At 69.9% G+C, this 20018-nt stretch carries 17 protein-coding genes; 9 read left to right on the forward strand and 8 right to left on the reverse strand.

The features are described 5' to 3' along the window. Positions 1-156 precede the first annotated feature (156 nt). From QQX02_RS11390 to QQX02_RS11400, 3 genes are read left to right on the forward strand one after another with little or no spacing between them, the layout of a single operon-like run. Entirely contained in the window at positions 157-2778 is a 2622-nt protein-coding gene (locus QQX02_RS11390) for a multicopper oxidase domain-containing protein (RefSeq protein ID WP_301143202.1), read from the forward strand. 14 nt (positions 2779-2792) lie between these two features. After that, positions 2793-3191 (forward strand): DUF2249 domain-containing protein, encoded by a 399-nt coding sequence (locus QQX02_RS11395; RefSeq protein ID WP_301143204.1) that lies wholly within the window; start codon positions 2793-2795, stop codon positions 3189-3191. Further along, entirely contained in the window at positions 3155-3889 is a 735-nt protein-coding gene (locus tag QQX02_RS11400; RefSeq protein ID WP_301143205.1) for a helix-turn-helix transcriptional regulator, read from the forward strand. The genes QQX02_RS11395 and QQX02_RS11400 overlap by 37 nt, the downstream gene beginning before the upstream one ends. Positions 3890-3979: 90 nt before the next feature. Here the strand turns inward: QQX02_RS11400 and glnA are convergent, their stop codons facing one another. Further along, a complete protein-coding gene (glnA, locus tag QQX02_RS11405; RefSeq protein ID WP_301143207.1) occupies positions 3980-5410 on the reverse strand; it encodes a type I glutamate--ammonia ligase in 1431 nt (476 codons plus the stop codon). Between the two features lie 184 nt (positions 5411-5594). On the opposite strand from glnA, the gene QQX02_RS11410 reads away from it, so the two are divergent. Both QQX02_RS11410 and QQX02_RS11415 read left to right on the forward strand, forming a co-directional pair. Continuing rightward, the gene (locus QQX02_RS11410) at positions 5595-6020 is read left to right on the forward strand and encodes an RDD family protein (protein WP_301143208.1); all 426 of its coding nucleotides are present in this window, start codon (positions 5595-5597) and stop codon (positions 6018-6020) included. Continuing rightward, complete coding sequence (locus QQX02_RS11415; protein WP_301143209.1) at positions 6013-6666, forward strand: HAD-IA family hydrolase; 654 nt, start codon at positions 6013-6015, stop codon at positions 6664-6666. The genes QQX02_RS11410 and QQX02_RS11415 overlap by 8 nt, the downstream gene beginning before the upstream one ends. A gap of 42 nt (positions 6667-6708) precedes the next feature. Here the strand turns inward: QQX02_RS11415 and QQX02_RS11420 are convergent, their stop codons facing one another. Genes QQX02_RS11420 through lipB form a run of 3 tightly spaced genes read right to left on the reverse strand, consistent with a single transcriptional unit; the run spans position 6709 to position 9181 of the window. Then, positions 6709-7404 carry a DUF4191 domain-containing protein gene (locus QQX02_RS11420; RefSeq protein ID WP_301143210.1) on the reverse strand — a complete coding sequence of 232 codons (696 nt, stop codon included), beginning with the start codon at positions 7402-7404 and terminating at the stop codon, positions 6709-6711. 59 nt (positions 7405-7463) lie between these two features. After that, complete coding sequence (gene lipA / locus QQX02_RS11425; protein WP_301143211.1) at positions 7464-8483, reverse strand: lipoyl synthase; 1020 nt, start codon at positions 8481-8483, stop codon at positions 7464-7466. Next, positions 8480-9181, reverse strand: coding sequence for a lipoyl(octanoyl) transferase LipB (gene lipB, locus QQX02_RS11430; RefSeq protein ID WP_301143212.1), 702 nt, complete (start codon positions 9179-9181; stop codon positions 8480-8482). Before lipB ends, lipA begins: the two co-directional genes overlap by 4 nt. A 62-nt stretch (positions 9182-9243) precedes the next feature. Between lipB and QQX02_RS11435 the strand changes: the two genes are divergently transcribed. Both QQX02_RS11435 and QQX02_RS11440 read left to right on the forward strand, forming a co-directional pair. Beyond that, positions 9244-11445, forward strand: coding sequence for an MMPL family transporter (locus QQX02_RS11435; RefSeq protein WP_301143213.1), 2202 nt, complete (start codon positions 9244-9246; stop codon positions 11443-11445). A gap of 84 nt (positions 11446-11529) precedes the next feature. Then, positions 11530-12840, forward strand: coding sequence for a protein kinase domain-containing protein (locus QQX02_RS11440; RefSeq protein ID WP_301143215.1), 1311 nt, complete (start codon positions 11530-11532; stop codon positions 12838-12840). On the opposite strand, the gene QQX02_RS11445 is transcribed toward QQX02_RS11440, so the two are convergent. From QQX02_RS11445 to lpdA, 3 genes are read right to left on the reverse strand one after another with little or no spacing between them, the layout of a single operon-like run. Next, entirely contained in the window at positions 12791-13714 is a 924-nt protein-coding gene (locus QQX02_RS11445; protein WP_301143217.1) for a TIGR01777 family oxidoreductase, read from the reverse strand. The genes QQX02_RS11440 and QQX02_RS11445 overlap by 50 nt on opposite strands. 8 nt (positions 13715-13722) lie before the next feature. Next, complete coding sequence (gene sucB, locus QQX02_RS11450) at positions 13723-15630, reverse strand: 2-oxoglutarate dehydrogenase, E2 component, dihydrolipoamide succinyltransferase (RefSeq protein WP_301143218.1); 1908 nt, start codon at positions 15628-15630, stop codon at positions 13723-13725. 20 nt (positions 15631-15650) lie between these two features. Further along, complete coding sequence (gene lpdA / locus QQX02_RS11455; protein ID WP_436968512.1) at positions 15651-17036, reverse strand: dihydrolipoyl dehydrogenase; 1386 nt, start codon at positions 17034-17036, stop codon at positions 15651-15653. Between the two features lie 90 nt (positions 17037-17126). Between lpdA and QQX02_RS11460 the strand changes: the two genes are divergently transcribed. Beyond that, a complete protein-coding gene (locus QQX02_RS11460) occupies positions 17127-17468 on the forward strand; it encodes an oxidoreductase (protein WP_301143219.1) in 342 nt (113 codons plus the stop codon). A 70-nt stretch (positions 17469-17538) separates the two neighbouring features. On the opposite strand, the gene QQX02_RS11465 is transcribed toward QQX02_RS11460, so the two are convergent. Beyond that, a complete protein-coding gene (locus QQX02_RS11465) occupies positions 17539-18978 on the reverse strand; it encodes a leucyl aminopeptidase (RefSeq protein WP_301143220.1) in 1440 nt (479 codons plus the stop codon). On the opposite strand from QQX02_RS11465, the gene QQX02_RS11470 reads away from it, so the two are divergent. Then, complete coding sequence (locus QQX02_RS11470; protein WP_301143221.1) at positions 18977-20014, forward strand: quinone-dependent dihydroorotate dehydrogenase; 1038 nt, start codon at positions 18977-18979, stop codon at positions 20012-20014. The genes QQX02_RS11465 and QQX02_RS11470 overlap by 2 nt on opposite strands. Positions 20015-20018 lie beyond the last annotated feature (4 nt).

Here is a 20018-nt window from a genome sequence, read left to right on the forward strand (position 1 = left end):
GGGCTCTCCTCGAAGCGCGGACGGGTGCTTGCTCCCACGATACGGCGAATGCAAGCGTTTCCGGTGCGCGCCTCGATGGGGACGTACGTCCCGGTCCCGAGCGACTCCGCATTTCTACGCTGGTTCCGTGGAAAACATTCCGGCACGAGCGTCGTCATGAGGGCCCGCTGGCACCTGCGCGTTCACGTGCTGGTGCTCGCCTGGCTGATCGCTGCCGCCGTGGCGGCCGCGGCACACCGGGTCGTGCCGGCGAGCGAGTGGCTCATGGTGCACCTGCTCATGCTGGGCGGTGTCACGGCGGCGATGCTGATCTGGAGCGCGCATTTCACGCAGGCGCTGCGCCGCAGGCCGCTGCCCACGGGCAGGCGTGGCGAAGCCGCCCGTCTGGCGGGACACACATCGGGCGCGATCGCCGTCATCGTGGGGCTCGTGCGGGCAGAGCAGGTCGAGGTGATCGTGGGGGCGGTCGTGCTCGGAGCGGTCGTCGTCTGGCACGGAGTCGAGATCGCGCTGACGGCGCGAGGAGCGCTGTCGAATCGCCTGGGCTGGAGCACCTGGGCATACGTCGCCGCCGCCGGGAGCCTCGTGGTGGGCGTCGTGTTCGGCGTGCTGCTGTCGCGCGGCGGCGCCTCGGTTGAGGGGTCGGCGCGGCTGTACGTCGCTCACGTGTCGCTCATGATCCTCGGGTGGGTCGCGCTCACGGTGGTCGCGACGCTCATCACGTTGTGGCCGACCGTCCTCGCCGTGCGCATGCCGGACACCGGGGTCCGTGACGGGCGCGCCGGGCTGTGGGTCATGGGCGCCGGGCTGGCCGCTGCCGTGATCATGGTTGCACTGGGATCGAGAGCGGGCACGTCTACGGCGGTGGCGGTCGTCGCCCTCGGCATGCTGATCGCGGCGCGTGCGATGGTCTCCGCAGCACGGTCGCGTGTGCCCGTCACTGTGGCGGCATGGCACCTGGCGTGCGCGGTGGCCTGGATGATCGGCGCGGCCGGGACATGGGCCGTGACGATCGCCCTCGCCTCCAGCTGGGACGATGCGCGATCACGTCTGGGCGGGGTGCTCGCAGCATTCGTCGTCGGCGGGGCGGCGCAGGTGCTGATCGGCGCGCTCACGCACCTCATTCCGATGGTGATCGGGGGCGGGCCGCATGCCGTGCGTCGGGCGCGCGGCACGGTGGAACGCCACGCGCTCGCGCGGCTGGTCCTCATCAACGGAGGCATCGCGCTCTGGGTGCTTCCCACTCCGAGCCTCGTCCGGGTCGGCGGGTCGGTGCTCGCCCTTGCCGCCGGGGTGTGGACGCTGGCGGCCATCGTCGCGGCCGTGCGGACGTCGTACCGCGCGCGGCGCGAGCCCGAGGCCCAGCACGCCGTGGTGGTCCCCGCATCGGCGCTTGCCGATCGCCCTCGCCTGGCGGGCAGGACGCCCGCCGCCGTGGCGGCGCTCGCCTTGGTGCTGACGACGGCCGCCGCCGTCGCAGCCGACCCAGGTGCCGCGGGCATCGGCGCCTCTGCGCACGCGGATGTGGAACCGACCGGCCGCACCGTCGAGGTGCAGGTGGAGGCGTCGCAGATGCGGTTCACGCCCGGGGGCATCTCGATCGACGCCGGCGACCGGCTGGTGATCGAGGTGACCAATACGGACGACACCGCCCATGACCTGGTGCTGGACACCGGCGAGGCATCCGGCCGTCTCGCGCCCGGCGAGAGCGCGCGCATGGACGTGGGCGTCGTGGGACGCGACATCGCTGCGTGGTGCTCGATCGCGGGCCACCGTCAGATGGGGATGACGTTCGACATCGCGGTCCAGGGTGCTGCGCCGCCGCAGGTCGCAGACGGTGACGACGCACCGGCCGACGCGGGTGGCTCCGAAACGAACGGATCGGCCGCAGCGCTGATCGACCTCCAGGCGTCCTCGACGGTCACGCCCCACCCGGCCGCGCTGGAGCCCGCCCCCGAGGGCACCCTGCATCGCGTGACCCTGGAGGTCGAGGACGTCGTGACCGAGGTCGCGCCAGGGGTCACCCAACGGCTGTGGACCTTCGGAGGCTCTGCTCCGGCCCCGACGCTCCGCGGCACGGTGGGGGACACCTTCGAGATCACGCTCGTCAACAACGGCGACATGGGGCACTCAATCGACTTCCACGCGAGCGCGATCGCCCCCGACGCGGTGATGCGGACCATCGAGCCAGGAGAGAGCCTCACCTATACGTTCGTGGCGGAGCGTGCCGGGGCATGGATGTATCACTGCTCGACGGCTCCGATGTCGCTGCACATCGCCAACGGCATGGCCGGCGCCGTCATCATCGATCCTCCAGGCCTGGAGCCCGTGGACCGCGAGTACGTGGTGGTCCAGTCCGAGCTCTACCTCGGCGAGCAGGGCGGCATCGCGAATCCGGCGAAGATCGCGGACGAGGACCCGGACCTCGTGGTGTTCAACGGCCACGCCACGCAGTATCGCGACCACCCGCTGCCCGCCGCGCCCGGCGAACGGGTCCGCGTGTGGGTGGTCGACGCGGGCCCTTCGCGCGCGAGCTCCTTCCACGTGGTCGGCGCGCAGTTCGACACCGTCTTCAGCGAGGGCACCTACCTGCTGGGCGGTCCCGACCGCCCCGACGGCCCTGCCGGGGCGCAGTCACTCGCGCTGCAGCCCGGCCAGGGCGGATTCGTGGAACTGATGTTTCCGGAGCCCGGCCACTACCCGTTCGTCTCTCACATCATGGTCGACGCCGAACGCGGCGCGGCCGGTGTGTTCGACGTCGACGACGATCACCCATGAACAGGAGACACACCATGAGCCAGGACACCACCGAGACCGCACAGGCCACCGAGGCCGCAGAGGGCTGCGCATGCGGAGGGGGCGGATGCGGCTCCCAGCAGGCCCCGCCCGCCGTCGACCGCGGCGAGCGCACCGAACTGTCGACAGGAGCCGCAAGCCCGGTGTCCGCATCGGCCGCCCAGCCGAGGGACATCGACGTGCGGGCGATCCCGCACGAGCACCGTCATGCACGAGTCATCGGCCAGGTGACGTCGCTCGTTCCAGGCGAGGTGGTGGTGATCGCGGCGCCCCACGCTCCCGAGCGGCTGCTCGCCGAGATCGACGCGGACGTGTCAGGAGACTTCGCGTTCGAGTATCTCCAGCGCGGACCCGAGGTGTGGCGCGTGGCGATCTCACGGCTCACCTGCTGCTGATGTCTCCCGCGGACGGAGTGGGCCAGGCGGATTCCCGTCAGCGAGTGCTGCGTGCGCTGTGCGGATTCGCCGTTCCGGTTCCGCTCGCGGACGTGGCAGCCGCCGTCGGACTGCACGCCAACACCGTGCGTGAGCACCTCGACGTGCTCGTGGAGGACGGCCGCGTGACGACGTGGCACGAGCACACGGGCGCGCGCGGGCGTCCCCGTGCGCTGTACCGTGTCACGCCCGCCGGCCTGCTCGCGCACGAGCCGGGGGTCGACGCGCTGCGTCTCGCGGGCATCATCCTCGAGGCCTTCGGCCAGAACGAGTCGAAAGCGCGCGCCACGGCCTTCGCCGCGGGTGCCCGCTGGGGGGAGGAGCTCGCTGCGTCGTTGGCAGGCATCGATGCTCCGATCGACCGGCTCGCTACGGCGCTGGGCGCGGTGGGCGCAGAACCGTCCATCAGCGCGGAGGCACCGGGCGGCGTGGGCTGCGTCCACGCCGCCCGGTGCCCTTTCCGGGACCTGGCGGCGGTGCGCCCCGATGTGGTGTGCGGGATCCATGCAGCCGCGCTCGAGCGGATAGCGAACCGACCCGATCAGGAAGACGTCCTCGTGACGGTCCGCCGCGCCACCGGGCGCGAGGGCGGCGCGTGCATGGTCGAACTGGCGTGGGCGGCCGATGCGCCCGCACCGACGAGCCCGCATCGGCCCTAGCCAGGGCAGGGGAGCAGGTCGCCCCTGGAACGCGAGAGCGGGGCCGGCCCGTGAAGGCCGACCCCGCTCGTCGCGTGACGCGACTACTGCTTAGCAGTCGTAGTACAGCTCGAACTCGTGCGGGTGGGGACGGAAGCGCAGCGGGTCGATCTCGTTGGTGCGCTTGAAGTCGATCCACTCCTCGATGAGGTCCTCGGTGAACACGCCGCCCTCGAGCAGGTAGTCGTGGTCCGCCTCGAGGGTGTCGAGCACCGCGGGAAGCGAGTCCGGAACCTGGGCGATCTGCGCGTGCTCCTCGGGCGGGAGCTCGTAGAGGTCCTTGTCGATGGGCGCAGGCGGCTCGATCTTGTTCTTGATGCCGTCCAGTCCCGCCATGAGCAGGGCCGCGAAGGCGAGGTACGGGTTGCCCGACGAGTCAGGCGCGCGGAACTCGATGCGCTTGGCCTTGGGGTTCGTACCGGTGATCGGGATGCGCACCGCAGCGGAGCGGTTGCGGGCCGAGTACACCAGGTTGACGGGCGCCTCGTAGCCCGGCACCAGGCGGTGGTAGGAGTTCACCGTGGGGTTGGTGAACGCCAGCAGCGACGGCGCGTGCTTGAGGATGCCGCCGATGTACCAGCGTGCGACGTCGGAGAGGCCACCGTAGCCGGCCTCGTCGTAGAACAGCGGCTCGCCGTCCTTCCACACCGACTGGTGCACGTGCATGCCCGAGCCGTTGTCGCCGAACAGCGGCTTCGGCATGAAGGTGGCGGTCTTGCCGTTGCGCCAGGCGACGTTCTTGACGACGTACTTGAACTTCATCAGGTCGTCGGCCGCGTGCAGCAGCGTGTTGAAGCGGTAGTTGACCTCCTGCTGACCGGCGGTGCCCACCTCGTGGTGCGCGCGCTCGAGCTCGAGGCCCACCTCGCCGAGCACGGTGCACATCTCGTCGCGCAGGTCGCCCATCTGGTCACCGGGCGAGACGGGGAAGTAGCCGCCCTTGAAGCGGGTCTTGTAGCCGAGGTTCGGCGAGCCGTCGAGCTCGGTCTCCTTGCCGGTGTTCCACCAGCCCTCGGAGGACTCGATGTGGTAGTACCCCTCGTGCTGGTTCGTGTCGAAGCGCACGGAGTCGAAGATGAAGAACTCGGCCTCGGGGGCGAAGAACGCCGTGTCGCCGATGCCGGTGGACTTCAGGTACTCCTGCGCCTTCATGGCCACGTTGCGGGGGTCGCGGGAGTAGGGCTCGTCCGTGAATGGGTCGACGACCGAGAAGTTGATGACCAGGGTCTTCGCCTTGCGGAAGGGATCCACGAAGGCGGTCTGGAGGTCCGCGATCAGCTTCATGTCGGACTCGTTGATGGCCTGGAAGCCGCGGATCGACGAGCCATCGAAGGCGGCGCCGTCCTCCAGCACCGTCTCGAACTGGGACGCGGGAACATTGACGTGCTGCATCGCGCCAGGAAGGTCGCAGAAGCGAATGTCGATGTACTCGACGGCCTCATCCTTCACATACGCGATCGCCTCTTCGGCAGTCTTGAACATCCGTTTGCTCCTTGCAATGTCAGGTGTGCTCGGGCTAGCAAGCCCACCCTAGGGGCAGGCCGTTTCCCCCAGATTCGTGTGGTGTTACGAGAGTGTTACGTGATCTGAGGGAAGGCGCGTCCCAGCGGCAGCGCTGGGACGGCGACGTCATCGACCCTAGTCCACCCGCCGATACGATGGAACGGTGACCCACGCGATGCCCGAAAGTCCACGCGCATACCCGGGCCGGAGACTCCTCGGAGTCGCAATCGACTGGGTGCTCTGCCTGCTGATCTCCTCGGCGTTCTTTCCCGCAGGTGACGCGTCGGCCCTGACCGCCGTCGAGCGCGTCCTGCTCGCGGGCGACCCCATGGCGACGCTGGTGATCTGGATGGTGCAGCACCTGGTGCTCGTCGCCACGCTCGGCACCACGGTGGGTCACCGCATCGTGGGCCTGCGAGTGATGAGGGAGGACGGGGCGCCGTTCGTCGGGGTGATTCGTGCGCTCGCCAGAACCGTGCTGTTGGCGCTCGTGATCCCCGCCGTGGTGTGGGGTCCGGACGGTCGCGGACTGCACGACCGCGCCGCAGGCACCCTGATCGTCCCCACGCGAGGAGCAGTCAATGCCTGAGCTGTCCGTGGCCGCAGTCCTGTGCGACATGGATGGCACCCTCGTCGACTCCAACGCCCTGGTCGACGTCATGTGGAACGAGTTCTCCGACGCCCACGGACTGGACGGCGTGGAGGTGCGCGCATTCGCCCATGGACGGCCGAGCCGCGCGACCGTCGCGCGCTACCTCACCGACGAGGCCGAGATCCGCGAATGGCTGGACCGCATCCACACGATGGAGACGAGCAGATTCGACGGCGTGGTGGAGATCCCTGGCGCAGCGACGTTCATCCGGGCGCTGCCTCACGGGCGCTGGGCGCTGGTGACCTCCGCGCTCGCCGCGCCCGCGAGGGGCCGGCTCTCGGCGGTCGGCATCGATCTGCCTGACATCCTCATCGGTGCTGACGACGTCGAGCACGGCAAGCCGGACCCTGAGGGCTTTGCTCGCGCGGCGGGCCTGCTCGGCGCGGACCCGAGGGAGTGCGTGGTGTTCGAGGACACCGATGCGGGAATCCAGGCGGGTCAGGCGGCAGGGTGCGCGGTGGTCGTGGTGGGAGGCAACCGGTCGTCCGTCACCGAGGGTCTGCCGCGGGTCGACGACATGACCCAGGTGGGAGTGCGGACAGTCGGCGACCGCATCGTCCTGACTCTGCCTGAATCGGACTGACCTGCGCACGACTGACCTGCGCCCGGCCGATGCGGGTGCGGGTCAGCGCCCGCGCATCGCCTTGCGGTCGGGGCGTGCACGCATGGGGTCGACGCCCTTCGGCACGGGCAGCTTCTGACCACCGATGGCGCGCAGCCGCGCGCCGACCTGCTCGCGCTGGTCCTTGGTGAGCGCCTTCTTGTGCTTGCGGATCGCCTTGGTGAGGTTCTTGAGCGGCACCTGGCCCTCGCCCGTGCCGACGTAGATCGTGTGCACCGGCACGCCGGGTACGAGCTTGCTGATGCGCCGCTTGACCGCGGTCACCTGCTTGTTGGCGGCGTTGCCGCCCTCGGCGAGCAGCACCACGCCGCCCTTGCCGATGCCCTGGAACACGAGGGACTTGCCGCGCGGGTCGATCGACACCGGGTCGTCATCAAATTTCCACCCTCGGCGAATGGACTGCGCGATCGAGACCGACGCGCCCATCTGGCCCTCCATGCGCTGGAAGGCGTTCTTCTCGAAGCGGCGGGTCAGCGTGTACATGGCCGCCAGGGCGGCAGCGAGCACGCCGAAGAGGATCGCGTACACCAGGACGATGGTCGAACCGGCGAGCAGTCCCACGAGCACGGAGAGGCCGATCACCCCCACCGGGATGAGGATCATCAGCGGCAGCAGCCACTTGTCGTCGGGCGCAGTCGCCTTGTACGCCTGCGCGACGAGCTTGTACCAGCGGGGCTTCTTCTGAGGTTCCTTAGCCATGATGCCGCACAGTCTAGTCGCTCATCGGCGTGCGGCCGATGCGCTCAGGGGATGGCGGGTCAGCAGGCCGGCGCGGCGCTGCGGTTCAGCAGGAAGGACGCCTCCTGGCGGGCCTCCATGGGCTCACCGAGGTGCGCCAGCTCAGCCGGAATCGGACGGCCCTTGCTCTTCATGGCCTGGCCCCACAGGCGCCCGGCCCGGTACGAGGACCGCACGAGCGGCCCGGACATGACCCCCAGGAAGCCCATCTCCTCCGCGGCGTCCGAGAGCTCGACGAACTCCTCGGGCTTGACCCAGCGCTCCACCGGGTGGTGGCGAGGGCTCGGGCGCAGGTACTGGGTGATCGTGATGAGGTCGCACCCCGCGTCGTGCAGGTCCTGCAGCGCCTGGACGGCCTCGTCGAACGTCTCGCCCATGCCGAGGATGATGTTCGACTTGGTCACGAGCCCATCGCGCTGGGCCTCCGAGATCACGTGCAGCGAGCGCTCGTACGTGAACGCGGGGCGGATCCGCTTGAAGATGCGCGGGACGGTCTCGACGTTGTGTGCGAGCACCTCTGGGCGTGACGAGAACACCTCGGCCAGCTGGTCGGGCACTGCGTTGAAGTCGGGAATCAGCAGCTCGACGCCGGTGCCGAGCCCGAGCTCGTGGATCTTGCGGACCGTCTCCGCGTAGAGCCACGCGCCGCCGTCGGCGAGATCGTCGCGGGCGACGCCGGTGATGGTCGAGTACTTGAGCCCCATCTCCTTGACGGAGTTCGCCACCTTGGTCGGCTCCATGCGGTCCAGGGGAGAGGGCTTGCCGGTGTCGATCTGGCAGAAGTCGCAACGCCGCGTGCACTGAGCGCCGCCGATGAGGAACGTCGCCTCGCGGTCCTCCCAGCATTCGAAGATGTTGGGGCAGCCAGCCTCTTCGCACACCGTGTGGAGACCCCCTGATCGCACCAGGGTCTTCAACTCCGAATACTCGGGGCCCATGGTGGCCTTGGTGCGGATCCACTCGGGCTTGCGCTCGATCGGCGTCTCGGCGTTGCGGGCCTCGACGCGCAGCATGCGGCGGCCCTCTGGTGCGATGGTCACACGGTCTCCTTGGGGTGCTCGGCGACGGCAGCGGCGGCGCCTGTAGGCGTCGCCGTCTCCCAGCGTACGTCTGTCAGCGCGGTTTCCAGGAATCCGAGCGCGGCGGGCATGACGTCCCCGATGCCCACGTCGCGGCCGAGCTCCTGGGACAGTGAGGTGACATCGGCGTCGTCGATGCCGCACGGGACGATGCGATCGAACTCGCCGAGCACTGGGTCGCAGTTGAACGCGAAGCCGTGCATGGTGACTCCCTTGGCGACCCGCACTCCGATCGCGCAGATCTTCCGCTCGCGCCGGGTGTCCGTCGCTGGCAGCCACACCCCGGAACGGTCGTCCACGCGCGTGGCGTCGAGGCCGTACGACGCGCTGAGATCGATGAAGGCCTGTTCGAGGGCACGGACGTACTTGACGACATCGACGGGCTCGCGCAGACGGATGATCGGGTAGCCGACCAGCTGACCGGGCCCGTGCCACGTGATCCTCCCGCCGCGGTCGACGTCCACGACCGGGGTGCCGTCGACGGGCCGGTCCCACCGTGCGGTGCGCTTGCCCGCGGTGTACACGCTCTCGTGCTCGACCAGGATGACCGTGTCGGGACGGTCGCCGGCGACCCGCTCGGCGTGCAGGCGACGCTGCAGGTCCCATGCCTCCTGGTACGGCACGAGCCGCGCGCCGACGTCGAGGGTGAGCGTCTCCATAGAGTCCAGGCTAAACCCCCGGGAATGCGCCAGCCGCCGCGGCGTTGAGGCACGATATGACCATGTCCTCTCGCGCCTGGCTCCGGCCCCTCGTCATCGTCCTCGTCATCGCAGGCTGGCTCGCCGTCGGAGGGGTCGGCGGCCAGACCTTCGGCAAGCTCGCCGACGTCCAGGAGAACGATGCGGGCGCATTCCTGCCGTCCTCCGCGGAGTCGACGCGCGCCGCCGAGCTGCAGGCCGAGTTCGCCCCCGCATCGGCCGTGCCCGGGATCTTCGTGGTCGATGGCGTGACCGGCGACGAGGACCTTGCGGCCATCGAGGCGTTCGTGGACGACGTGATTGCGGCGCCCATCGCCGGAGACGAGCAGGGCCGCACCGTGGGCGACGTGTTGTCGCCGCCTGCGTCGGAGCAGATGCCTCAGGTGGTGCCGTCCGAGGACGGCGAGGCCGCGCTCGTGGCGTTCTCGATCGCGGCCGATGCGGTCGAGGAGAGCGTGGGCGAAGGCTCGTTGGGCGAGCTCGTCGCCGAGACCATCCGTGAGGTGTGGGCCGACCAGGACTCCGAGCTGAACGGCCACCTCACCGGCGGCCTCGGGGTGCTGGCCGACCTGCTCGCAGCGTTCGCCGGGATCGACGGCATCCTGCTGCTGGTCGCGCTCTCCGTGGTGCTCGTCATCCTGCTCATCGTCTACCGCAGCCCGGTGCTGCCCCTCCTGGTGCTGTCGACGGCCATGATCGCGCTCACCGGGGCGATCCTCGGCGTCTACGCGCTCGCCGATGCTGAGATCATCACGCTCAACGGCCAGTCGCAGGGCATCATGTTCATCCTCGTGGTGGGCGCCACCACCGATTACGCCCTGCTGCTGGTCGCGCGCTACCGCGAGGAGCTCGTGCGAGTCGAGTCCACGTACTCGGCGCTGTGGCGCGCGTGGCGCCGATCGCTCGAGCCCATCGCCGCGTCTGCGGGCACGGTGATCCTTGGACTGCTCGTGCTGCTGCTGAGCGACCTCAAGTCCAACGCGGCACTTGGTCCGGCGGGTGCGATGGGCATCGCCGCGGCCCTGCTCGCCGCCCTCACCCTCCTTCCTGCGCTGCTGCTCATCGGCGGCCGTCGCGCACGCGGCGTGTTCTGGCCGGCGCTCCCGCGGTATCAGGCCAGCGAGGAGCACGCCGGCTCCGACCCGTCGCAGGCCACGGGGTTCTGGCCGCGCGTGGCGCGCAGCGTCGACGGCCACCCTCGGCGCACCTGGATCATCGCGGCGGGTGGGCTGCTGGTGTTCGCCGCGTTCCTGCCCACGTTCAAGGCCTCCGGCCTGGGCGAGCAGGATGTCTTCACCGCTCGTGTCGATTCCGTCGAGGGCACCGAGGTGCTCGAGCAGCACTTCGACGCCGGCGCGACCTCGCCGATCCGCATCTTCGTGCCTGCGGACCAGGCCGAGGCGACCATCGACGCGGCCAGTGGGGTGGACGGCGTCGAAAGCGCCTACGTCGTCACGCCGTCCGTCGCCGAAGGAGCGCCCCCCGGCGTGGTCCCCGACGAGCAGCCGCTCGAGATCGACGGCCGCGTCTCCGTGGTCGCCGTGACCCAGGTGTCGTCGAGCTCGTCCGAGGCCGCCGACATTGTTCAAGGCGTGCGCGACGCCGTGCACCCGCTGAGCGAGGACGCCCTCGTGGGCGGCCAGGCCGCAGAGCAGCTCGACACTCGCATCACGACCCAGCGCGACACGCTGATCATCATCCCGACGATCCTCGCGGTGATCTTCATCGTGCTCGTGATGCTGCTCCGTTCCGTGCTGGCGCCACTGCTCATCGTGCTCGCCAACGTGCTGTCCTACGGCGCCACGCTGGGACTCTCGGCGCTGCTGTTCAACTACGTGTTCGGATTCCCGGGCTCCGACCCTGCGGTGCCGCTGCTCGGCTTCGTGTTCCTGGTCGCGCTCGGCGTCGACTACTCGATCTTCCTGATGTCGAGAGCCAGGGAAGAGTCTCTGACGCACGGCACCCGCGACGGAGTCAGGCGTGCCCTCGCGGTGACGGGTGGCGTGATCACGTCCGCGGGCATCGTGCTCGCCGCGACGTTCGCGGCGCTCGGGGTGATCCCGCTGATCTTCCTCGCGCAGATCGCCGTGATCGTCGGCCTCGGCGTACTCATCGACACCTTCGTGGTGCGCTCCCTGCTGGTGCCCGGCCTGGTCTCCGACATCGGGCGGCCCGTGTGGTGGCCGTGGGCGCGACGCATTCCGAGTGACAACACCCCGAGCTGACGGCGGTTCCGGGGCTCGCGGCGCATCCCGAACTGACGCTGTGGATAACTCCCGCGCCCGTGGGCGGGGCGTCACAGTGGAGGCATGCCCAGTGACCGAGGTGCCGATGCCCGAGTACTGACGCGCTCCGTCGGTACGGGGCCAGAGGTGCTGGCGCGTGTCTCCGAGCGCGTGCGAGCGTTGAGAGCGGTCGATCATCCCGGGGTGCTGGTCCCGATCGGGGTCGGCGTCGCGGAAGGCGACCAGGTGGTCGTGACGCTGCCATGGATCGACGGCGTCGATCTCGCCGAGCTCGAGACCAGGCGCGGACCCCTGACCGCGGGGGAGTGCGTGTGGCTGGGAGTCCGGGTCGCGGCGGCGCTCGACGCGCTCCACGCGCGCGGGATCGCCCACGGTGACGTCGCACCCGCCAACATTGTGATCGCCGGCGGCGAGGTCGTCATCGTCGACACCGTCGGCGGGTGTCTCGACGATGAGCGGGGCACTGTGGGGTTCCGCGCCCCGGAGCGCCGTTCGGGATCGTCGCTCGCGGCCGATGCGTACTCGCTCGGGGCGCTCTTGCGGTGGTGTGTGGCAGCGCACGACAGTGTGGCAGTGGAGGCCTGGACCGCACCCCTCATCGCGCACGACCCCGACGCCCGACCTCCCGTGGCGGTGGCGGCCCGGGCCCTCGCATCGTGCGCCCCGCCGCGCCCCGTCGCCGTCCCCTCCCGGACAGAGGTGGTGGGCGCCGTCCGTGCGAGGGCGAGCGAGGGCACCGAGCGCATCGCGGCAGGACGCGCGTGGCGCATGCGCCGTGTGGCACTCAGGACCAGCGCTGGGCTCGCCGTCGCTGCGGCAGCGGTGGCGGGGATCGTTGCGGCGCCGAGGGTCGTGGATGCCACGATGTCCTCGGTCACGACGCCCGCTGCGGCCGAGTCCGCCCCGGAATCGCCGCTCGTCCCGCCGCAGGAGCCAGGAGTGGTCGCATCGGCCGCTGGCGGCGCACCGGGCCCGCTGTCCTCAGAGCCTGCAGGCGCCGTGCCGCGCGGCGCCCCAGGTCAGGCTGCTCACGAGCTGACCACCCGGCGCATCGACGCCCTCGCGGCTGGGGATGGAGACGCGCTGCGGGCGACGGTCGCCGACGGACCACTGTTGGAGGAGACGGAGGCGCTGGCGAGCGCTCTCGACTCCGGCCGCACGCGCTACGCCGGACTCGCCGTCGACGTGCGCGAAGTGCAGGTCGCGGAGCACACCGGAGACGCCGCGACAGCGACCGTGCGCTACGAGGTCACGGCGCACAGGATCACGACGCCCGAGGGCACTGCGGAGGTGCCGGCATACGCGCAGAGCGTCGAACTCGACCTCAGGTGGGACGGGCGCTGGTCGGTGGTGCGTGCCCGGCCTCTGCCATGACCCACTGCGCCGCGCCCGTGATCTCGGGGTGCCGCCAGGAGAAGTCGAGCCTCTTCAGCACGCCAGGGGAGGCGAGCTGGCTGGACAGCAGATCCTCGATCGCACGGCCGATGGCGATCCGGAGCGCCCAGCCGGGCACGGGCAGCCCAGGCGAACGCCCCGCAGCCTCCGACATCGCACGGATGAGCTCACGGTCGCGCACCGCGATCGGTGCGATCACGTTGGCGGGGCCGTGGTGATCGGACTCGATGAGGAACCGCAGCGCCCTGATGTGGTCCTCGAGGGAGATCCACGAGTGCCACGCCGTGCCCTTGCCGAGAGAGCGCAGCAGACCACGGGTGACAAGCGGCATCAGCCGCTCCGCGAACCCTCCGTGCGGAGCGAGCACGAGGCCGGTGCGCGCGAACACAGTCCGGATTCCTGCGTCGACGGCTGGCTGCGCGGCGGCCTCCCACTGACGCACGATGGACGCCAGCAGGGTGTCTCCCGGTCCGGAACGCTCCGTCAGATGGTCCTCGCCACGGTCCCCGTAGTACCCCATCGCGGAGCCCTGCAGGAGCAGCCCAGCGAAACCCGCGTCGACGAGTGCGCGGACGATCGTGCCGGTGGAGTCCAGGCGAGACTGAAGCACGAGCTTCGCGTGAGAATCGGTGAGTCGCTTGGCGCCGATCGACGCGCCCGCGAGGTTCACGACCACATCGGCGGACGCGAGCACCTCACGATCGACGACGCCGGAGGCGGGGTCCCACGACGACTCATGGGGCCTGCGAGCCTCACGGCGCACCAGCGACACCACGGTGTGGTCGTCACCGCGAAGCGAATCCTTGAGCGCCGTCCCGATCAGGCCGGACGATCCCGCGATGACGACCTTCATGAGGGGGCCTAGAGCCCGAGGTCAGCCTCGAACGCGCCGGCCTCGATGCGCTTCTTCACGCTCTGCAGGAACCGAGCCGCATCCGCACCGTCCACCAGTCGGTGGTCGTAGCTCAGAGGCAGGTAGCACATGGGGCGGATCGAGATGACGTCTTCTCCGTCGGGGCCCTTGACCACAGCGGCGCGCTTCACGATCGCACACGTGGCCAGGATGCCGGCCTGCGGCGCCGGAACCACGGGGGTGTCGAAGAGCGTGCCGACCGAACCGGTGTTGGTCACGGAGAACGTGCCGCCGGAGATCTCGTCGGCCTTGAGGCCGCCGGAGCGCGCGCGCTCCGCGAGGTCGGCGATCGCCTGCGCCTGCTCGGGGAGAGACTTGGCGTCCGCTTCCCGCATCGTGGGCAGCATGAGGCCCTTCTCGGTGTCCACCGCGATCGACAGGTTGACCGCCGGGTGGTAGACGATCGACTTGCCGTCCTCGCTGACCGAGGCGTTCATGTTCGCGTGCTCGGCGAGCGCCTCCGATACTGCCTTGGTGAAGAAGGGCAGGAACGACAGCTTGACGCCGTGCTTGTCGTAGAAGGCGTCCTTGGACGTCGCGCGCAGGGCCCAGATCTTCGAGCAGTCGACCTCAATGACCGAGGTGAGCTGCGCCATGCCGTGCAGCGACTCCATCATCTTGTCGGCGGTGACCTTGCGGATGCGGCTCATCTTGATGGTCTGGCCACGGAGCTCGGACTCGACGGGAGCCGACGGCTGCGCGGGGGCAGATGCGGCGGCAGGCGCCGCCGACTGCGTGGGCGTGGCTGCCTTGGCCGCCTCCGCGGCGCTGATGATGTCTTCCTTGCGGATGCGGCCGCCCACGCCGGTGCCGGAGACCTGAGAGAGGTCCACTCCGCGCTCCTTGGCAAGCTTGCGGACGATCGGCGTGACGTAGCCAGAACCCGAGGAATCGGCGGGCGCCGATGCGGCAGCCGGAGCGGACTGCGCCGCCGGTGCCTTCTCCTGCTCAGCGGGTGCGGCCGCCTCGGCAGCGGGGCTCGAGGCCGGCTCTGCCTGAGCGGGCTCGGAAGCGGTGGACTGCTCCGCGGGCGCCGACTCAGCGGCGGGAGCGGACTCCGGTGCCGGTGCGGATTCTGCGGCGGGTGCGGAGGCCTCGGCAGGAGCGGACTGCGCTGCAGGTGCCGACTGCTCCGCGGGGGCGGAGGGCTCGGCCGGGGCTGCGCCTGCTTCGCCGATGCGGGCCAGGACGGCGCCGACCTCGACGGTGTCGTCCTCGTCGACGAGGATCTCGTTCAGGGTGCCAGCGAAGGGCGAGGGGATCTCGGTGTCGACCTTGTCGGTGGAGACCTCGAGCAGGGGCTCGTCGACCTCGACGGAGTCGCCGACGGACTTGAGCCAGCGTGTGACGGTGCCCTCAGTAACGGATTCGCCCAGGGCCGGAAGAGTGACCTCCTGGCCGCCGGACGAGCCGGACGGCTTCTCCTGCTGAGCGGGTTCGGCCGCGGGAGCGGACTCCGGTGCCGGTGCGGATTCTGCGGCGGGTGCGGAGGCCTCGGCAGGAGTGGACTGCGCTGCAGGTGCCGACTGCTCCGCGGGGGCCGACTCGGCTGCCGGAGCGGACTGCTCTGCGGGTGCCGACTGCTCTGCGGGGGCGGAGGGCTCGGCCGGGGCTGCGCCTGCTTCGCCGATGCGGGCCAGGACGGCGCCGACCTCGACGGTGTCGTCCTCGTCGACGAGGATCTCGTTCAGGGTGCCCGCGAAGGGCGAGGGGATCTCGGTGTCGACCTTGTCGGTGGAGACCTCGAGCAGGGGCTCGTCGACCTCGACGGAGTCGCCGACGGACTTGAGCCAGCGTGTGACGGTGCCCTCAGTGACGGATTCGCCCAGGGCCGGAAGAGTGACGTCGTTGCTCATGATGAAGATTGTCTCCGTAATCAGTCGTGGGCGTGGAGGGGCTTGCCGGCCAGGGCCAAGTGCGCTTCGCCCATCGCCTCATTCTGCGTCGGGTGCGCGTGGATGAGAGGTGCCACGTCTTCGGGGTGCGCCTCCCAGCTCACGATGAGCTGGGCCTCGCCGATCTGCTCGCCCACGCGTGAGCCCAGCATGTGGACTCCGACGACCGGGCCGTTCATGACCCGGACCAGCTTGATGAAGCCCTGGGTGCCGAGGATCTGGCTCTTGCCGTTGCCACCCAGGTTGTACTCGAGAGCCTCGACCGCATCGTCGCCGTGGATCTCGCGAGCCTTCGACTCGGTGATGCCGACGGACGCGACCTCGGGCTCGCAGTACGTCACGCGCGGGATGTTCGCCTCGACGATCGGCTGAGGGCTGAGCCCCGCGATCGTCTCTGCGACGAAGATGCCCTGCTGGAAGCCGCGGTGCGCGAGCTGCAGCCCGGGAACGATGTCGCCCACGGCGTAGATGTTCGCGACGCCGGTGTGCAGCTTCTCGTCGGTGAGCACGAACCCGCGGTCCATGCGCACGCCCTGCTCCTCGTAGCCGAGGCCGGAGGTGCGAGGGCCACGGCCCACGGACACCAGGAGGACGTCAGCCTCGAGGACGGTGCCGTCCTCGAGCGAGACCTTCACGCCCGAGTCGGTCTGCTCGACGCCCTGGAACTTGACGCCCAGCTTGTAGTCGATCTTGCGGCGCCTGAAGGCGCGCTCAAGGCCCTTCGACAGCACCTCGTCCTCGTTGGGCACGAGGTGGGGGAGAGCCTCGACGATGGTGACGTCCGCGCCGAAGGACTTCCACACGGAGGCGAACTCCACGCCGATCACGCCGCCGCCCAGCACGATCGCGGACTCGGGAACGGTGTCCATCTGCAACGCCTGATCCGAGGTCATGACGCGACCCGTGATCTCGAGGCCTGGCAAGGAGCGGGCGTACGAGCCAGTGGCGAGCACGATGTTCTTGGCGGTGTAGCGCTCGCCGCGCACCTCGATCGCGTCGGGGCCTACGAGCGTGCCGTGACCCTCGATGAGTTCGACTTTGCGAGCCTTCACGAGGCCCTGGAGTCCCTTGTAGAGCCTGTCGACGACGCCCTGCTTGTACTCGTTCACCACGGCCATGTCGATCGAGTCGAGGGTGGCGTTCACGCCGTACTTCGCGCCGTCGCGGGCGTTGTCCGCGACCTCGGCCGCGTGCAGCAGCGCCTTGGTGGGGACGCAGCCGTTGTGGAGGCAGGTGCCCCCGACCTTCGATTCCTCGACCAATCCGACCGTGAGGCCGAGCTGGGAGGCGCGGAACGCGGCGGCATAGCCACCGGAGCCTCCGCCAAGGATGAGCAGGTCGAACGAGCGTGGGGTGGACTCGGGCACGATGAGTTCTCCTTGTGGGAAAGTCGGTCATACCCATCTTGCCACCAGTCGGCGTCGGCGCGAACCGCAACCCATGACTACCCTGGGCTCATGAGCTTCTTGTCACGCATGTTCGGGTCAAAGCGAGCAGACGTCGCCGCCGGGAGCGCGGCATCGAAGGACGCGCGAGCAGAGACGGTCGCGCACCTCAAGGCCTTCGTGGCCGAGCATCAGGGCTGCGAGGCGTTCATCGAACCTCCCACCCGGGTCACTCAGACGACGATGGTGGTGGTGGCCGACTCCGGCCAGTGGACGCGGCGACGCGTCCCCGACATCGACACGGCGCGCAAGGTCGCCAAGCAGCTCGGCGTCCCCGCCTTCGACGTGAACCTCTCCGGCTACCCTTCGCGGATGCGGGAGTGGAACGAACGCCAGCGCAAGAGTCGCGGCTGACTCTCCACACGAAGAACGGCGGCCGAGCAGAGCCCGACCGCCGTCCTCATGCGTGACGCAAGGCGTCTGACTAGAGTCCTGCGCGCGTCTCCAGGAAGCGGAACATGGTCCGCACCGAGGCGCCGGTCGCGCCCGACGTCGTGAATCCCCACGGGGACCCCTCGTTGAACGCGGGACGTGCGATGTCGAGGTGAGCCCACGGGGTGTCGCCCACGAACTCCTTGAGGAAGACGCCAGCGGAGAGCATGCCGCCCATCGGGTCGCCGATGTTCCTGAGGTCCGCGACCTTCGAGTCGAGCGACTCGCGCAGGTACTCGGGAAGGGGCATGGGCCAGAAGGCCTCGTCCACCGAGTCGGCCGCAGCCACCACGGCCGCCCGCACCTCGTCGTCGCCCATGACGCCGGACGTCCGTGAGCCGAGCGCGACGCCCTGGGCACCGGTGAGCGTCGCGATGTCGAGAACCACGTCCGGGTTCTCCTCGATGGCCCGCACGAGGCCGTCGGCCATCACCAGGCGCCCTTCGGCGTCGGTGTTCATGACCTCGACGGTCTTGCCGCCGTAGATGCGGATCACGTCCGACGGCCGCTGAGCCGTGGCCGACGGCATGTTCTCCGCGAGGCACAGCCAGCCGGTGACCTTGACCGGCAGCTCGGCGCGCGCGGCTGCGAGGACGATGTGAAGCACCGCGGCGGCGCCCGACATGTCCGACTTCATGGTCTCCATGCCCTTCGGCGGCTTGAGCGAGATGCCTCCGGTGTCGAACGTGATGCCCTTGCCCACCAGCGCGACGGAGCTCTTCGCGTCGGCGGGGTTCCATTCGATGCGCACCAGGCGCGGCAGGCGGGACGAGCCCATGCCGACGCCGAGGATGCCGCCGAAGCCCTCCTGCGCGAGCCGTTCCACGTCCCACACCTCGACGTCGACCGGGAACTGCTGCGCGTATCCCTGAGCGGCCTCGGCGACGGAGGCCGGGAACATGTCGAGCGGCGGGGTGTTGATGAGGTCCCGCGTGCCGGTGACCGCGGCGGCGAGGATCGACGCGCGCTTGAGGGCCGCGTCCGAGGCGCCGGCGATGTGCCAGTCCGCCCCTTCATAGCTGGCGAGAGCATCGTCGGACTTGTAGTCATGGAACGTGTACGCGCCCATGAGGGCGCCCTCGGCGACCGCGGAGGCGGCCGCGTCGTCGGCGACGGGAAGCGCGACGACCACGGATGCGGGGCGCTTGCCGCACGCACGGGAGGCCGCGCCCGCGGCGATGCGCAGGTCGCCTTCAGAGCCGTCGCCGATGCCGACGACGACGACGCGCTTGGCGTTCACATCGGTGCCTGGCAGCACCACGGTCGTGCCGACCTTCGCCGAGGGCTCGAGCATCGCTGCGGCGGTGGCGATGGTGGCGCGGACCTCGTCCGGAAGCTGCGGGTGGGCGGTCACATCGCCGTCATAGCCCAGGATCAGGGCGTCGGCGTCGATGGTGCTGACAGAGTCGCTCGTGGCGTTGAGAGAAGTCATGAGTCGACCCTATCCGCGCTACGTTGGTGCCGTGTACCGCCTGTTCTACGACCACGTCCTCGCGCGCGTCGACGCGGAGAACGCCCACCGACTCGGCGTCGCGGCGTTCCGCTACGGCGGATGGGCCTTCCGAGCGGCGCGCGCGCTGCGCCTCTCCCCACGGCCCTCGGCGCACGTGAAGGCCATGGGGATCGACATCCCGGGGCGCGTCGGGCTGGCCGCAGGCATGGATAAGAACGCCGAAGCGGTGACAGGGCTTGCCGCCGCCGGTTTCGCGTTCGTCGAGATCGGCACCGTCACCGCTCAGGCGCAGCCGGGCAACGAACGGCCGCGTTCCTGGCGGGAGCGCGACGTGCGGGGGCTGCGCAATCGCATGGGCTTCAACAACGAGGGCGCCGATGCGGTGGCGCGCCGGCTCGCACACCTCAGGTCCACGCGGGCGGGGCAGGCGGTCGTGCTCGGCGTCAACATCGGGAAGACCAAGGTCACCGCACCCGAGGATGCGCCGGCCGACTACGCGTACTCGGCGCGCGTGCTGTCTCCGTACGCGGACTACCTGGTCGTCAATGTCAGTTCGCCCAACACCCCGGGGCTTCGTGACCTGCAGAGCACCGAGGCGCTGCGGCCGATCCTCGCGCAGGTGCGCGCGGCCGCTGACGACGCCGCCGGTCGACATGTGCCCTTGCTGGTCAAGATCGCGCCCGACCTGGCGAATGAGGACGTCGATGCCGTCGCTGACCTCGCCATCGAGACGGGTCTGGACGGCGTCATCGCGACCAACACGACGATCGCGCACGATCGCGGCCCAGGGGGGCTCTCCGGACCTCCGGTGCGGGCGCGAGCGGTCGAGGTCGTCGCGCGCCTCACGGAACGCGCTGGGGACCGGCTGACCATCGTCGGCGTCGGCGGGATCGAGTCGGAGGCAGATGCCCGCGCTCTGCTCGACGCGGGCGCCACGCTCCTTCAGACCTACACCGGCTTCGTGTATCAAGGTCCGCGCTGGGTGGCACGACTCAACGCCGCGTTGTCCCACTGAGCCG

This window comes from Demequina muriae (genome assembly GCF_030418295.1).
GTDB lineage: Bacteria > Actinomycetota > Actinomycetes > Actinomycetales > Demequinaceae > Demequina > Demequina muriae.

What these genes read in the sequence shown, in the direction of transcription:
- QQX02_RS11390 (WP_301143202.1), top strand. Translation starts at nt 157, where the DNA reads ATGAGGGCCCGCTGGCACCTGCGCGTTCACGTGCTGGTGCTCGCCTGG.
- QQX02_RS11395 (WP_301143204.1), top strand. Translation starts at nt 2,793, where the DNA reads ATGAGCCAGGACACCACCGAGACCGCACAGGCCACCGAGGCCGCAGAG.
- glnA (WP_301143207.1), bottom strand. Translation starts at nt 5,410, where the DNA reads ATGTTCAAGACTGCCGAAGAGGCGATCGCGTATGTGAAGGATGAGGCC.
- QQX02_RS11415 (WP_301143209.1), top strand. Translation starts at nt 6,013, where the DNA reads ATGCCTGAGCTGTCCGTGGCCGCAGTCCTGTGCGACATGGATGGCACC.
- QQX02_RS11420 (WP_301143210.1), bottom strand. Translation starts at nt 7,404, where the DNA reads ATGGCTAAGGAACCTCAGAAGAAGCCCCGCTGGTACAAGCTCGTCGCG.
- lipB (WP_301143212.1), bottom strand. Translation starts at nt 9,181, where the DNA reads ATGGAGACGCTCACCCTCGACGTCGGCGCGCGGCTCGTGCCGTACCAG.
- QQX02_RS11435 (WP_301143213.1), top strand. Translation starts at nt 9,244, where the DNA reads ATGTCCTCTCGCGCCTGGCTCCGGCCCCTCGTCATCGTCCTCGTCATC.
- QQX02_RS11440 (WP_301143215.1), top strand. Translation starts at nt 11,530, where the DNA reads ATGCCCAGTGACCGAGGTGCCGATGCCCGAGTACTGACGCGCTCCGTC.
- QQX02_RS11445 (WP_301143217.1), bottom strand. Translation starts at nt 13,714, where the DNA reads ATGAAGGTCGTCATCGCGGGATCGTCCGGCCTGATCGGGACGGCGCTC.
- sucB (WP_301143218.1), bottom strand. Translation starts at nt 15,630, where the DNA reads ATGAGCAACGACGTCACTCTTCCGGCCCTGGGCGAATCCGTCACTGAG.
- QQX02_RS11460 (WP_301143219.1), top strand. Translation starts at nt 17,127, where the DNA reads ATGAGCTTCTTGTCACGCATGTTCGGGTCAAAGCGAGCAGACGTCGCC.
- QQX02_RS11470 (WP_301143221.1), top strand. Translation starts at nt 18,977, where the DNA reads ATGAGTCGACCCTATCCGCGCTACGTTGGTGCCGTGTACCGCCTGTTC.
- QQX02_RS11465 (WP_301143220.1), bottom strand. Translation starts at nt 18,978, where the DNA reads ATGACTTCTCTCAACGCCACGAGCGACTCTGTCAGCACCATCGACGCC.